Genomic DNA, 14,612 nt, shown 5'->3' on the forward strand with positions numbered 1-14,612 from the left:
TCGCGGGGCTTGGCTTTCAGGTAGCCTTTGCTTATTCGGGCTGGGGCTGGTAGTTATCCAGCAGTTGTTCGATTTGTTGGGGGCAGGTGAGGGGGCGCAGTTGGGTGAAGAGGTGTGCGGCTTGGGGGTGGGCGGTTTTCATCATGCCGAGCCATTGTTTGAGGCGGGCGGCGGGATAGGGCGTGTCGCCGGCGTGTTCGCGGCAGAGTTGGAAGAATCGGCGTATCCACACGAGGTAGTCGGCGAAACCGGCGGGCCGGGGCGGGAGGCCTTGGTTGTGGCGCTGGATTTGGCGGGCGAGGTCGGGGGTGATGACGGCGCCGCGCCCGAGCATGACGTGTTGGCAGCCGCTGGTGCGGCGGATGGCGAGGTAGTCGGCCAGGCTGAATACGTCGCCGTTGGCGATGACGGGGATGTTGAGAGCTTGGCGGATGGGGGCGATTTGCTCCCAATGGGCAGGCGGGCGGTAGCCTTCTATTTTGGTGCGGGCGTGCACGGCCAGCGCGGAGGCGCCGCCTTGGGCGATGGCTTGGGCGCATTCGAGGGCGCGGGAGCCGTCTTCGTAGCCGAGGCGCATTTTGGCGGTAAGGGGGATGTTTTCAGGTAGCCTTTGGCGCACGGTGGAGACGATTTGGCGGATGCGTTCGGGCTCGCGCAGGAGGATGGAGCCGCCTTGGTGTTTGTTGACGGTGGGGGCGGGGCAGCCGAAGTTGAGGTCGATTTTTTGCGCGCCTGCGGCCACGGCGGCTTGGGCGTTGGCAGCCATGTTGTCGGGGTCGCTGCCGAGCAGCTGGAGGGTGCAGGGGGTGCCGGCGCGGGTGCGGCAGCCGTGGTCGATTTCGGGCATATGCCGCCACCAGGTGGCGCGGGAGTGCAGGGTGTGGGTGATGCGGACGAATTCGGTAACGCATTCGCTGTAGCTGCCGATGTCGGTGAGCAGGCGGCGCATGACGGGGTCGAGCAGACCCTGCATGGGGGCTAGAATTAGGTTCATGGGGGGGTATTTTAAGTTTTCAGGTAGCCTTTGAGATAGAGGCTACCTGAAAAATTTGTGGCAGAGGTATTTCATGCCATCAGCGTTTGTTGGGCTTCAGCAAAATCTGCACGAGTTGTGTGCGCCCCGATTTGGCGGCTAGAGGATTTTTTGGCTGCTTTCGAATACTTGAATGCTGTAATCACACACGCGGTCGATACAGTTGGGCATGGTGAGGGTGTATTGGCCGCTTTGGCGGGCATACCAGCCAAACATGGGGGAGGCATGGGGATCGGTGTCGGCGATAAGGGTGCGGCCGTCGCGCAGCAGGGTGAGGTTAATGTTGTTGCATTGGCGGCTGCAATCGGCGAAGAAGGTGTAGTGTTTGCCGGCACGCAGGTTGATTTGCTGGGGTTTGGATTTGCCTTGGGACAGGCTGCCGCGGAAATGTTCATACAGCCGGGCGCGTCGGTCTTCTTTGCGCACGATTTCGCGGTTCATGCGCTGCGCCTGCGGCAGACAACAGCAGAATGGACAGAAGCGAAGATAAGGCAGCGTGTGGGCATGGCGGTGGGGGCTTGCTGAAGGGGAAAACGGCAGGCTACCTGAAAACGGTTTGGTTGTTTCAGATGGTCTTGGGGGTCAGCGTATGATGCTGCGTTGTGAGTCGGCAAGGAAATCGCGCAACACGGCCAGCTCGGGGAAAATTTGAGCGGTTTTGGCAATCTGGCTGCAGGCTTCTTCGTAGGCCAGGCCTTGGCGGTAGAGGATCTTGTAAGCGTTTTTCACATTGGTGATCTGTTCGGGCGTGAAGCCGTTGCGGCGCATGCCTTCGCTGTTGATGCCGGCTGGCTCGGCGCGGTAGCCGGCGGCCATGAAGTAGGGGGGCACGTCTTTATGTACGCCGGCGGCGAAGGCGGTCATGGCATAGTTGCCGATTTGGCAGAATTGGAATACGAGGGTGTAGCCGCCGAGGATGACGTAGTCGCCGATGGTAACGTGGCCGGCGAGGGAGGCGTTGTTGGCGAAGATGGTGTGGCTGCCGATCACGCAGTCGTGGGCGAGGTGGCAGTAGGCCATGATCCAGTTGTCGTCGCCGATGCGGGTTTCGCCGATGCCGGTTACGGTGCCGAGGTTGAAGGTGGTGAATTCGCGGATGGTGTTGCCGTTGCCGATAATCAGGCGGGTGGGTTCGCCGCGGTATTTTTTGTCTTGCGGTATGGCGCCCAGGCTGGCGAATTGGAAAATGCGGTTGTTTTCGCCGATGGTGGTGTGCCCTTCGATAACGGCGTGCGGGCCGATTTCGCTGCCGGCACCGATTTGCACGTTCGGGCCGATGACGGTGTAGGCACCGACTTTAACGCTGCTGTCGAGCTCGGCTTTGGGGTCGATAATCGCGGTGGGGTGGATTAGGGACATGGGGTTTCCTTGTGGCAGCGGGCTTTACAGGGGTAGGGGCTACCTGAAAATGGTTTGTGCGAAATGCGGTGGGCGGTTTGGCGGAGGCTATCTGAAAAGGGTGTTGCCTAGCTTGCCGGCTTATTTATCCACCGCACGTTTGGCGCACATAATGACGGCTTCGGCGGCGATTTGACCGTCTACGGTGGCGGTGGCTTTGAATTTGCCGATGTCGCGCTTGTGGGTGATGACGTCCAGATGAATCTGTACTTGGTCGCCGGGCACAACTTGGCGTTTGAAGCGGGCTTCGTCGATGCCGACGAAAAAGTAGATTTCGTTTTCTTTGCGCTCGCCCTGGCTGAGGATGGCGAGCACGCCGGCAGCCTGTGCCATCGCTTCGATAATCAACACGCCCGGCATCACAGGGAAATCAGGGAAGTGGCCTTGGAAAAACGGCTCGTTTACGGAAACGTTTTTAATGGCAGTGAGGCTTTTTTCTTTTTCAAAACCGATTACGCGATCCAGTAGCAGGAAGGGGTAGCGGTGCGGCAGCAGACGTTGCAGGGTGCGAACGTCCAGCGGGAGTTCGATATTTTCGATTTGCATGGATTAATCCTTGTTTTCGGGATAGTTGATTGTGTTTTCCAGTGTTTTCACGCGGCGGTACAGTTCGTTGAGCCGGCGCAGGTGTACGGCATTTTTCACCCAGTCGCGGTGGGTTTGCAGCGGATAGGAGCTGGCGTAGTAGTCTGGCTGGTTGATGGAGGCAGCTACAAGGGTGCCGCCGCCGATGAAGGTGCGGTCGGCCACGTGGATGTGGCCGACAAACATGGCGGCACCGCCGATTTGGCAGTAGGCGCCGATATGGGTGCTGCCGGCAATGCCAACGCAGGCAGCGATGGCGGTGTGGGCACCGATGTGCACGTTGTGGGCGATTTGCACGAGGTTGTCGATTTTCGCACCCTCGGCAATCACGGTGTCTTCGATCGCGCCCCGGTCGATGGTGGTATTGGCGCCGATTTCCACGTCGTTGCCGATTTCCACGCCGCCCACTTGTGGGATTTTGTACCAATGGTCTTGCGCCCAGGCATTGCCGAAGCCGTCTGCGCCAATCACGGTACCAGAGTGGATCTCCACACGCTCGCCGAGGCGGCAGCCGGCATAAATGGTTACGTTGGGGTGCAGCACGGTATGCTCGCCAAGCACGCAGTTGGCTTCCACCACGCAGTTGGCCAGGATGCGGCAGCCGTCGCCCAGCACAACGCAGTTGCCGATGTAAACGTTGGCACCGATTTCGCAGCTATCGGGCACGATGGCGCTTGCTTCCACCACGGCACTGGGATGAATGCCGGGATTGGCGGCGGGGGCGGGGTGGAACAGGCGGGCGGTTTGGGCGAAATAGAGTTGCGGGTTGTCGCACGCAATCAGATTGCGGCCGGGCAGTTTGTCGGCCAATTTGTGGTGCACAATCAGCGCGCCGGCTTGGCTGGCCAGGGCTTCGGGCAGGTGTTTGGGGTGGGAAACAAAACTGATGTCGCCTTTTTGTGCGGTATGCAGCGGGGCAATACGGCTGATGGCGATGTCTTGCCCGGCAAGCGTGCCGCCCAAGGCGGCGATAATGTGGGAAAGCTGTTTCTGCATTTTAACTTCGGTGAAGTTTCGCTTTCAGGTAGCCTGTTTTGCGGCAGGGAGGCCGGAATTTTCAGGTAGCCTTTATTGGTTATTGAGGGCGCGAATAACTTGGTCGGTAATGTCGAATTTGCTGTTTACGTAGATAACGTCTTGGATAATCAAGTCATAGCCATCGCGCTGTGCCAGCTCGGTAATCACGCGGTTGGCATTTTGCTGCAGGGCAGCGAACTCTTCGTTGCGGCGCAGGTTGTATTCTTCAGTGAGCTGCGCGGCCTGGCGGCGCAAATCCCTATCCAAGGCAATCAGCTGCTGCTCTGTGCGGCGGCGTTCGGTGGTGCTCAGGCGCCCCTGGTCGAGCCTGGTTTTCAGGGCAATACCTTGATTACGCAGCCGTTGCAGTGCCTGCTGTCGGGCACTGAATTCGTTTTGCAGGATGGTTTGGATACGCTGCGCTTGGGTGGACTGCTGATACACACGCTCAGTATCGATAAACCCCAGCTTCTGTATGCTGTCGGCCGCGGCGTGCAATGCGAGCAGCATCGCAGCAGCTGCCGCTGCTATACGGGGGAGATTAATCTTCATCATCTGCTTTCCTTAGAAAGTCGTGCCTAATTGAAATTGGAAACGTTGGATCTGGTCGTTATCCCGCCGGCGCATCGGGTGGGCGAAACTGAATTTCATCGGGCCTAGTGGCGAAAGCCAAGTTAGCGCTGCGCCCACAGAATAGCGCAATTCGTTGCTGAAGGTGGAGCGATGGTCTTGGCTGTAGTAGCCGTTGGTGCCGTAGGGGTTAGTAGAGCTGTAGGCACCGGTGTTGTAGTTTTTGCCATCCCACACGCTGCCGGCATCGGCAAATACACTCAGGCGCACGGAGCGCTGGTCTTTCACGCCGGGGAAGGGGAAGAGCAGCTCGGCGGAGGCATAGGCTTTATAGGTGCCGCCGTAATTGACGATGTTGCGAGAGTTGCCGTAAATTTCGTACACCTTCGGGCCCAGAGAACCGCTTTCGTAGCCGCGCACGGAACCCAGGCCGCCGCCGTAGAAGTTATTGAAGAAGGGTACAGTGGAGGTGCCGCCGTAGGAGCCGGCATAGCCCACTTCGCCACCCAGCATCAGGGTGAAACTCTTACTTAAGGGGAAGAACCAGCGTTGGTCGTGGGTAAGGATGTAGTATTTTAAATCACCGCCGGGCAAGCCTAGGTCGGCGTTTACGCTGGTGGTGTAACCGCGGGTTGGCCACAGGGCATCGTCGGTTTTGTTGCGTCCCCAACCGATATTGCCTTTGAGAATCCAGTTTTTCTCACCATGTTCTTGGAGGAACTGGCGGTAGCGGTAGGGTTGATAATTTACGTCGCCATGCAGTTTCACGTTCAGGTGCTCCACTGCGAGGCCGAAGTTTACGCGGTCATACTCGGTAACCGGCACACCCATACGCGCACCTAAGCCGATACGGGTAGTTTCGTAGTTGTTGGAGCTGGAGCTGGAGCTGGATTTATAGGGCATGTAGCCGCGATAGTAGATGTCGTAGCCCAAGCTCACACCGTCGGGAGTGAAGTAGGGATCGGTAAACGACAGGGACGCGGTATTTTGAGTTTTGCCGCGTGCAATGCGGAAGTTGGCAGATTTGCCCGTGCCGAACAGGTTATCTTGTGCCACGCCGGCAGAAAGTACCAAGCCGGTGTCTTGCACCCAACCGGCAGCCACTTCCACCGAACCAGTAGAGCGTTCTTTCACGGATACATCCACATCCACTTGGTCAGGCGTATCGGGCAGCGGGCGGGTTTCCACTTTCACATCGTCGAAATAGCCCAAGAGCTGGATACGGTCTTTGGAGCGGTTGAGTTTGGCCGAATCGTAGGGTGCTGCTTCGGTTTGGCGCATTTCGCGGCGGATAACGGCATCACGGGTTTTGTTATTGCCGGAAATGTGGATTTGATTCACATAGTATTTACGACCGGGATTTACCGTTAGAACGAAATCCACGGTGTGGTTGGCCTGGTCGGGCTGCGGCTGCACGCCCACTTGAGCCAGGGCGTAACCAGCCTGACCCATACGGTCTTGGATAGCTTGCAGGCTTTCTACCATCTGTGAACGGTTGTAGCGGCGGCCTTCGCGCATTTTCAGCAGGGCTTCCAACTCTTCGCGCGGCACTTCGCGGGTATCGCCTTCGATGCGCACTTTGCCCCAACGGTAACGTTCGCCTTCGTGTACTTTAATCCACAGCGTCTGTTCGGTACGGTCGGCGTTGTAGCGCACATCGGCATCCTGCACCCGGCCTTCAAAGAAGCCTTCGTTTTGATAGAAATCGGTGATGGATTGCAGGTCTTGACGGAATTTTTCGTCGGAGAAACGGTCGTCTTTGGAGAGCCAGCTCAACATACCGTGGCGATCCATCTGCATTTGACGGCGCAGAGTACGGTTGGAGAAGTGCTGGTTGCCTTCAAAGTCGATTTCTTTGATGTGGGTGGTAGGGCCTTCGTCGATTTTCAGTGTGATGTCCACACGGTTACGCGAGAGGCGGGAAATCTCGGGGGTGATGGTGGCAGAGAGTTTGCCTTGGTTGGCATATTCCTGCTGCAGGCCGGCCACGGCTTGGTTTAGGATCGCTTGGTTGAATGGCTGCGATTGGCCCAGGCCGAAGCTGTCGAGATTTTTCTTGATCGCGTCGCTGGGCAGGATTTTGCCGCCGGTAACGGTGAGCGTGTTGATGATGGGGCGTTCCACTACGGTCAATAACACTTGGTTGCCCATGGTTTCCACGCGCACGTCGTCGAACAGGCCGGTGGCATAGAGGTTTTTGATGATTTGTTCGCCTTCGCCATCAGTGAAGGTGCTGCCCACTTTAACCGGCAGGTGGCCTAATACAGTGGAAGGGTCGGTGCGCTGCAGACCCTCGATGCGGATATCTTGGATGGTAAACGGTGCGGCGGCCAGCGCCCAAGAAGACAATCCGGCTGCAAACAAAGAGAAGGTAAGTTTGTTCAGTTTCATGCTTTATCCCAATAAACGGGTGATATCGTTGAAAAAAGCCAGCAGCATCAGCATCAGCAGCAGGGAGAGGCCGAGGCGCAATCCCCACATTTGCACATTGGTGCTAACGGGCTTGCCGCGAATCCATTCGGCGGCATAATACATTAAATGGCCGCCATCTAAAACAGGAATCGGCAGTAAATTCAAAATCCCCAGGCTGATGCTCACCACGGCGAGGAATTCCAAATAATCCTGAATGCCGGCGGAGGCGGTTTTGCCGGCATAGCTGGCGATGGTGATCGGGCCGGAAATGTGGCTTACGGAAGCCTGGCCGGTGAGCAGGCGGGCAAACAGGCGGCCGGTAAGCGCGGTGTAGGAAGACACGCGCTGCATGCCCATTTCGGCAGCGCCCAGCCAGGTGGGCCGGTAGCGGTAGGTGGAAAGCGACATCCATTGCCGGTCGACTTCGGCTTCAAAACCGGCATAGCCGTAGCGTTCGCCGTTGCGGTCTTCACGGCTGTCGGGGCGCAAGGCTACCTGAAGCGGTTTGCCGCCGCGCAAAATATCGATTGTCAGTTTGTCTTGCGGGTGTTGGCGGATGGCGGTGGTTAAATCCGGCCAAGTGTGCACGATCTGCCCGTCCACGGCCACCACGCGGTCGCCTTTGTGCAAACCGGCACGCTCGGCGGGGGAGCCGGGCTGGATAGAGGCGAGCGTGGTGTTCAGGCGCAGGGCGGTGATGCCGAACCAGCCGCCGCGTTTGGCCACGGCTTCCGCTTCCGGCGTACCGGCGGCATCAATAGTGCGCGTGGTTTGGCTGCCGTTGGCCTCGCGCACGGCTACCTGAACCTTACCGGCTTCCAAATTCAGGATGATTTCCGATTGTGCGTCGCCCCAAGTGAGCACCTGCTTGCCGTTTACGGCAGTGATAGTGTCGCCCGGCTGGAAGCCTACTTTGGCGGCCAGTGTGTCGGGCATCACCATGCCCACCATCGGGCGCACTTCCTGCGCGCCGAAATAGCCGAAGGAGAAGGTGTAGAGCAGCACGGCCAGCGCGAGGTTGGTGAGCGGGCCGGCGGCTACCACCAGCATGCGTTTGAACGGGTGTTGCTTATCGAAGGCGTAGGGCAGGTCGGCCTCGGCCACGTCGCTTTCGCGGGTGTCGACCATTTTCACATAGCCGCCCAGCGGAATCGGCGCCAGGCACCATTCGATATTGCGCCAGCGTTTATTAAAGAACGGCTTGCCGAAGCCCACCGAAAAGCGCAGCACTTTGATGCCGCACCAGCGTGCCACCAGCAAATGCCCCAGTTCGTGCAGGCTGACCAAAATCAGGATGGCAACGATAAACGCGCCGAGTGTGTGCAAAAGAAACAAACAAGAAGCTCCTTGAAGCAGGCGAATCGGATGCAGGCTACCTGAAAAAGGGAATACCGTATTTTCAGGTAGCCTCAGCCGCCAATCGGCTGCAGGAAGAAAAACGTAATTGTAATGGAAACAGAGGTTCCCGACAAAGCCTGCTCCAATAGCGAAGGTCTGTCATAGTGAATTAACAAAAACCAGTACAGCGTTGCCTCGCCTTGCCGTACTATCTGTACTGTCTGCGGCTCGTCGCCTTGTCCTGATTTTTGTTAATTCACTATATATTGGCTTGGCTTGCCGCATCACTCATGCGGCTTGCTGCCTGGCATGAAAAAGATGTTCAGCGATGCGCCACTTGCTGCACAAACGCTTCTGCGACGCGTCGGGCGGCGGCATCCAAATCCAGCAGGCCTTCCAGGCTGTGGTGGCTACCTGAAAAATCCTGTTCCAAGCAATGCCGCACTGTGTGTGCGATGTCGGTGAAGCGGATGCGGTCGGCCAGAAAGGCGGCCACGGCGATTTCGTTGGCGGCATTGAGCACGCAGGGCACGCCGCCGCCGGCCTGCATGGCCTGATAGGCCAGTTCCAGGCAGGGGAAGCGGCGGTAGTCGGGCGTTTCAAAGGTGAGCGCGGAGAGGGCGGCGAAATCCAGCGGCGGCACGCCGGAGGCGATGCGTTCGGGCAGGCCGAGGCAGTAGGCGATGGGCGTGCGCATATCGGGCGTGCTCATTTGCGCCAGCACCGAGCCGTCGGCATAGCGCACCATGCTGTGCACCACGCTTTGCGGGTGGATAACGGTTTCCAGTTTCTCCGGCGGGCAGTTGAACAGCCAGTGTGCTTCTATAAGCTCCAGGCCTTTGTTCATCATGGTGGCGCTGTCCACGGAAATTTTGCGCCCCATCTGCCAGTTGGGATGTTTTACCGCCTGCTTGGGTGTGATGGCGGGGAAGTCGGCCAAGTTGGTGTGCAGGAAGGGGCCGCCGGAAGCGGTGAGGATGATGGATTGCACGCCATTATGTTTCAGGTAGCCTTTTTCCGGCGGCAACACTTGGTAGATGGCGTTGTGTTCGCTGTCCACCGGCAGGATTCGGGCGCCGGATTGGGCGGCGGTTTGCATGAAGAGGCTACCTGAAACCACCAGCGTTTCTTTGTTGGCCAAGTAGATGGTTTTGCTGGCGCGGGCGGCGGCCAATGTGGGTGGCAGGCCGGCAGCGCCAACGATAGCGGCCATCACGCCGTCGGTTTCCGGCGCGGCGGCAATGTCGCACAAGGCTTGTTCGCCGTGCAGCACTTCGGTTTGACAGCCGGCGGCGGCCAGGTGCGCGCGCAGTTCGGCGGCTTGCGCTTCGTTGGCGGTTACGGCGTATTGCGGACGGAAGGCAATGCATTGTTCGGCCAGCCTGGCGGTTTGGCTGTGGCCGCTGAGGGCGAAGATGCGGAAGCGTTCGGGGTGGCGGGCAACCACATCGAGCGTGCTGCTGCCGATGCTGCCGGTGCTGCCGAGGATGGTGAGGGATTGGATCATGGTTGGTGTGTTTCAGGTAGCTTTTTTTGCTTATAGTGATTCATTTTAAACCAGCATGGTGTTGGCTTGTTGTCTGATTCTGCTTAAACTTAATCGACAGTATATGGAAGGGCAGGGAGGCAGATTTATTTTTCAGGTAGCCTTCAATGCGGGCGGCAGGCTACCTGAAAATGTTGGGGGAAACAAGCTGGGTTTTGCGACGGCCTCAGCTTGCCGGGCATGGCAGTCGCGGGAAAATGCCGCCAAGCCGCCCACAATATTCAACGGCAGCGGAAAGGCGGTTTCCGGCTGCCGTTTGGTCTGCTGTTTTAGGAACGATATTGCGCCATCAGTTCGCAGTAGTTTGGGTAGTGCTCTTTGCTCACAAAGCCGCGTATCAGGCTCATGGTTTGGTAGATGCCGCGCCGCTTGGCGTTTTCGTCCCAGCAGCCGATGTGCTGGGAGTTGTCGAAGTCGAACCAGTATTTGGTGAGCAGCCACACGTTTAGGCCGAGTTCGCGCAGGGCTTCGTCGTCGGCTTCGATGATGCCTTTGTCGCGTAGTTCGATGAAGATTTTCACCAAAAGCGGGGAGATTTTCACATGGGTGAATTCGTTGTGTTCGCCTAAAAGCTGCTTACTGCGGGAGAGCAGGGTGTTTACATCGCTGAATAAAAAGCGGTATTCCCACAGGATGTCGTACACACCCTGTAGGTATCCACCCATCTTGGCCATGCTGTCGGGCAGCTCGGTTTGACGGATGTAGTCGAGCAGTTTGTTGCTGTAGCGCTGGAACAGCTGAACGATGATTTCGTCTTTATTGCGAAAATGGTAGTACAGGTTGCCGGGGCTGATGCCGAGGTGTTGGGAGATGTGGTTGGTGCTGATGTTGCGCTCACCCTCCTCGTTGAACAGCTGGAGGCTGATGTCGATGATCCGGTTGTAGGTGTTGGGTTTGCCGGGCTTCCTGGGCATGGGTTATCTCCTTGGCTGCAATGTGAATTATGCCTGTGCAAGAGGCTACCTGAAAATGATATAGCGGGATTTTAATACATTATCGATTGTATTGCCTTATAGATAAAGCACTTATTTTTCATACGGCTGTGCTTCGCCGCTTGGTAGGAAAAATATGCTTCAGCTTCCTTATTCCAGCCACGCCGGCTCGGGCTCCAGCCGCACGCCGAAGCGTTGGTAAACGCTGTTTTGCACGTGTTCGGACAGACGGCGTACGTCTTCGGCACTGGCGCCGCCGAGGTTAATCAGCACCAGGGCTTGTTTTTGGTGTACGGCGGCATGGCCTTCGCGGTGGCCTTTGAGCCCGCATTGGTCGATAAGCCAGCCGGCGGCGAGTTTGGCCTGACCGCCAGGCTGGGGGTATACCGGCAGGGCGGGGTGCTGCTTCTTCAGCGCGGCGGCTTGTTCGGCGGGAACGATGGGGTTTTTATAGAAGCTGCCGCAGCTGCCGGTTTCGGCGGGGTCGGGCAGCTTGCGGCGGCGGATGCGGCACACGGCCTCGGCCACGATGGCAGCGGTGAGCGGCGCGCCTTGAGCCAGGGTTTCGGCTTCGGCTTGCACGTCGCCATAGTGCAGCTTGGGTTTGAATTCGCTATCCAGCACGAACGTTACCGCGGTAATCACGAAGCGGCCGCCGGATTGTTTGAACATGCTGTTGCGATAGGCAAAACGGCAGTCGGCATGGCTGAACGATACCGGTTTGCCGCTGTCTAAATCCCAAGCGTGTACGGTTTCGATACAGCTTTCGGCTTCCACGCCGTAGGCGCCGATGTTCTGCACCGGCGCGGCGCCCACTGTGCCGGGAATCAGGCTGAGGTTTTCCAGCCCGCTCAAGCCTAGTGTGATGGTGCGCTGCACGAAATCGTGCCAGTTTTCGCCGGCCTGCGCGGTAATACGCATTTTGCCGATGCTGACCGGCTCGGGTGCGGAAATGCCTTTATTGGCCATGCGTACCACCAGCCCGCCATAGTTTTTCATCAGCAGGATATTGCTGCCGCCGCCCAGCCACAGGGTGTGCTCGCGACGGTATTCGGGCAGTTGGAAAATCTCAGGTAGCCTTTCGGCGGCGTCCAGCGTGTAGAGTGCGGCGGCGCGGGCGGGCAGGCCGAAGGTGTTCAGTGCGGTTAAATCGGCATCGTATTGCAGTCTATTCATCGTCTTCATGTTCCAGCATTTCTTGGCTTACTACCGCCAAACACCATAAGAGGGCGGCAGCGGCACAGCCTAGCGACAGCACCAGCGCCGCCCAGAAGCCGTAAATCCCCATACGCGTACCGAAGGCCAACAGGCAGCCCAGCCCGAGGCCTACCACCCAGAAGGCGATGCCGTGAATCACCATCGGCAGTTTGGTTACCTTATAGCCGCGCAAGGCGTAGGAGGCAATACATTGGATGGCGTCGGCCAATTGGAAGGCAGCGGCGAACAGCAGGATAGTGGCGCCGAGCCCGATCACGGCCTGGTCATCCGTGTAAACGCGCATAATCGGATAGCGGAACAGTAGAGTGAGTACCGCGGTGACAATGGCCAGAGCCGAGCCGCAGGCCAAGGCCACGCCGGAGGCATAACGCGCCTGGAAATAGCGGTCGGCACCGATGGCATAGCCCACGCGCACGGTTACTGCCGCGCCGATGCCTTGCGGAATCACATAAATCAGGCTGGTGATGCTGTTTACCACCTGCTGTGCGGCCACGTGGTCTTCGGCATTGCCCGGCAGTTGGGCGATCAGCATCATCATCACAGTAAACAGGCTCACTTCGAGGAAGAAAGACAAGCCGATCGGCACACCCAGCTTGGTAATTTGACGGAAAATCTTGGCGCTGGGATTGGTGAAACGCGCGAACAGGCCGAATCGTTGGAAATATTTCTGTTTGGCAATATAAGCCCACAGCGCGGCGGCGTTAAACCAGAACACCAAAGTACTGGCCAGGCCGCAGCCCGCGCCGCCCAAGGCAGGCATGCCTAAATCGCCGTAAACGAAGATATGGTTGAGCGGGATGTTTAAAAACAGGCTAATCCAGCTCATCCACATAATTGGGTTGGGTTTACCCAAGCTGGAGGCAAAAGCGTGCAGCGCACGGTGAATCATGGCTGCCGGCATGGAAAGGGCAATAAGGCCCACATACACGGCAAATTGCCGTTTCACTTCGGCATCCAAGTCTAAAAAGCCATTGATGGGCTGAATCATCAGCCACAGCAGAATCATGCCCACAATGCCCAGTATCAGGCCATACAATATGCCCTGCCGGCCCAGCTCGCCCACTTTCTCGATTTCGCCCGCGCCGTGTTCTTGGGAAATCATCGGATTGAGCGCGGTCATGATGCCGAGGAAGGTTATGTAAACAGTAACGAATGCGCTGCTACCCAGTGCCACGGCGGCCAAATCGGTTTTGCCCGCACCGCCGGCCATCACGGTATCGACCAGCCCCAGCCCCACTTGCGCAATCTGCGCCAGCAGCATGGGCACCGCCAAAGCACCCAATTTGGAGGACTCTTTGCGGAAAACGGCGGTGGAATAACGGTTTAGGTCGAGCAGCATAATCAAAACGAGAGTGGAACATAGATGTAATTTTAGCAGAAATGCAACATAAGTTGTAGCAATGCAACACTTTCTGCTCTGGTTTTATGAATATATTCTGCAATAGTATGCTTGATTTGTCGAAGAAAATATTTTTCCCTGCTGTGTTGCGGATTTTACTTGGGAAAATCTGCCCGGATGCTGTTTTTAGAGTAGACAAAACCGGAAAAACATGAAAACAGCTGGGTTCTGGCGCAAAAGCCACCTGAGAACGCCGGTGAAACGGCACATTTTGGTTTTGACTGTGTCGCGCTTCGTTCTTCGTTTTCAGGTAGCCTTTGTTGCGGCAGAGATAGAGATGAAGATTTGAATAAAGCAGCATTGCCTTTGATCCTGATGAAGGCGGCTGTCCCCCCCCCCAAAAAAAACTAAAGGCACGCTGGAGCTGCTTCCGTCGTGCCTTTGTTTCAGCTATTACGCTTACTATTGGCCGGCCTGCGTGGTCGGGTTGATTAAGATTTCCACACGGCGGTTTTGCGCGCGGCCGCTTTCGGTGGAGTTGTCAGCCACCGGCGAACGTGAGCCGTAGCCCACGGTACTGATGCGGCTGGCAGCCACGCCGCGGCCGGTGAGGTAGCCGGCCACGGAGCGGGCGCGGTTTTCAGACAAGGGGTTGTTGATGCGGTCGTTGCCGGTGTTGTCGGTGTGGCCGGCCACGGTGATGGTGGTTTCCGGATACTGCGTCAACACATTGGCCACGGTGTTGAGCGAATTTACCGCATCGGGGCTCAGGCTGGCGCTGTTGGTGGCGAAGGTTACGCCGCTGGGCATAGTCAGTTTGATTTGGTCGCCTTGGCGCTGCACTTCCACTGGCGTATTAGCCAGTTCTTGGCGCAAACGGCGCTCTTGCACGTCCATATAGGCACCAACACCCGCACCTACCACGCCGCAGCCCAGTGCCGCATTGCGCGCGCCTTTGCCACCGTGAGTCAGTGCCCCGATGGCGCCGCAGGCCGCCGCGCCGCCGAGGCCGAATAGAGCGGTTTTGGAAATAGTCTGCTGGCCGGTAACCGGGTCGGTAACGCAGCCGTTCAGGGCAAAGGTGGCGGCCAGGGTTAAAACGGTTAGACGTTTCATCATAATCGGTTCCCTTGTTTTGTAGATTTCATTGAAAACAAAAAGTTAATATAAAGCACGCTGCTTGCAGCAGTTACTATAGGCGAGCCGCCGCGCAAACAAAAGCCG

At 57.6% G+C, this 14,612-nt stretch carries 13 protein-coding genes; all 13 read right to left on the reverse strand.

The window, feature by feature from the left end:
- Positions 1-31: 31 nt before the first annotated feature.
- Positions 32-994 (reverse strand): tRNA-dihydrouridine synthase, encoded by a 963-nt coding sequence (locus A7P97_RS02165; protein ID WP_067530201.1) that lies wholly within the window; start codon positions 992-994, stop codon positions 32-34.
- Positions 995-1,132: 138 nt separating this feature from the next.
- Positions 1,133-1,474, reverse strand: a complete 342-nt coding sequence (locus A7P97_RS02170; protein ID WP_185737531.1) for a hypothetical protein — start codon at positions 1,472-1,474, stop codon at positions 1,133-1,135.
- Between the two features lie 141 nt (positions 1,475-1,615).
- Complete coding sequence (lpxA, locus tag A7P97_RS02175; protein WP_067528220.1) at positions 1,616-2,392, reverse strand: acyl-ACP--UDP-N-acetylglucosamine O-acyltransferase; 777 nt, start codon at positions 2,390-2,392, stop codon at positions 1,616-1,618.
- Positions 2,393-2,512: 120 nt separating this feature from the next.
- The gene (gene fabZ, locus A7P97_RS02180) at positions 2,513-2,977 is read right to left on the reverse strand and encodes a 3-hydroxyacyl-ACP dehydratase FabZ (protein ID WP_067530203.1); all 465 of its coding nucleotides are present in this window, start codon (positions 2,975-2,977) and stop codon (positions 2,513-2,515) included.
- A 3-nt stretch (positions 2,978-2,980) separates the two neighbouring features.
- Positions 2,981-4,012, reverse strand: a complete 1,032-nt coding sequence (gene lpxD, locus A7P97_RS02185; protein WP_067530204.1) for a UDP-3-O-(3-hydroxymyristoyl)glucosamine N-acyltransferase — start codon at positions 4,010-4,012, stop codon at positions 2,981-2,983.
- A gap of 72 nt (positions 4,013-4,084) precedes the next feature.
- Positions 4,085-4,588: an OmpH family outer membrane protein gene (locus A7P97_RS02190; RefSeq protein WP_082880674.1), complete on the reverse strand. Its 504-nt coding sequence runs from the start codon at positions 4,586-4,588 to the stop codon at positions 4,085-4,087.
- A 9-nt stretch (positions 4,589-4,597) separates the two neighbouring features.
- The gene (bamA, locus tag A7P97_RS02195) at positions 4,598-6,994 is read right to left on the reverse strand and encodes an outer membrane protein assembly factor BamA (protein WP_067530205.1); all 2,397 of its coding nucleotides are present in this window, start codon (positions 6,992-6,994) and stop codon (positions 4,598-4,600) included.
- 3 nt (positions 6,995-6,997) lie between these two features.
- Positions 6,998-8,341 (reverse strand): RIP metalloprotease RseP, encoded by a 1,344-nt coding sequence (gene rseP, locus A7P97_RS02200; RefSeq protein WP_067530928.1) that lies wholly within the window; start codon positions 8,339-8,341, stop codon positions 6,998-7,000.
- A 334-nt stretch (positions 8,342-8,675) separates the two neighbouring features.
- The gene (ispC, locus tag A7P97_RS02205) at positions 8,676-9,860 is read right to left on the reverse strand and encodes a 1-deoxy-D-xylulose-5-phosphate reductoisomerase (RefSeq protein WP_067530206.1); all 1,185 of its coding nucleotides are present in this window, start codon (positions 9,858-9,860) and stop codon (positions 8,676-8,678) included.
- 308 nt (positions 9,861-10,168) lie between these two features.
- Positions 10,169-10,813, reverse strand: coding sequence for a TetR/AcrR family transcriptional regulator (locus tag A7P97_RS02210; protein WP_067530207.1), 645 nt, complete (start codon positions 10,811-10,813; stop codon positions 10,169-10,171).
- Between the two features lie 168 nt (positions 10,814-10,981).
- Entirely contained in the window at positions 10,982-12,007 is a 1,026-nt protein-coding gene (murB, locus tag A7P97_RS02215) for a UDP-N-acetylmuramate dehydrogenase (protein ID WP_067530208.1), read from the reverse strand.
- Positions 12,000-13,388, reverse strand: coding sequence for an MATE family efflux transporter (locus tag A7P97_RS02220; protein ID WP_067530209.1), 1,389 nt, complete (start codon positions 13,386-13,388; stop codon positions 12,000-12,002). Before A7P97_RS02220 ends, murB begins: the two co-directional genes overlap by 8 nt.
- Before the next feature lie 462 nt (positions 13,389-13,850).
- Positions 13,851-14,507: an OmpA family protein gene (locus tag A7P97_RS02225; protein WP_067447517.1), complete on the reverse strand. Its 657-nt coding sequence runs from the start codon at positions 14,505-14,507 to the stop codon at positions 13,851-13,853.
- Positions 14,508-14,612 lie beyond the last annotated feature (105 nt).

It is taken from the genome of Eikenella sp. NML070372 (genome assembly GCF_001648415.1).
Taxonomy (GTDB): domain Bacteria; phylum Pseudomonadota; class Gammaproteobacteria; order Burkholderiales; family Neisseriaceae; genus Eikenella; species Eikenella exigua.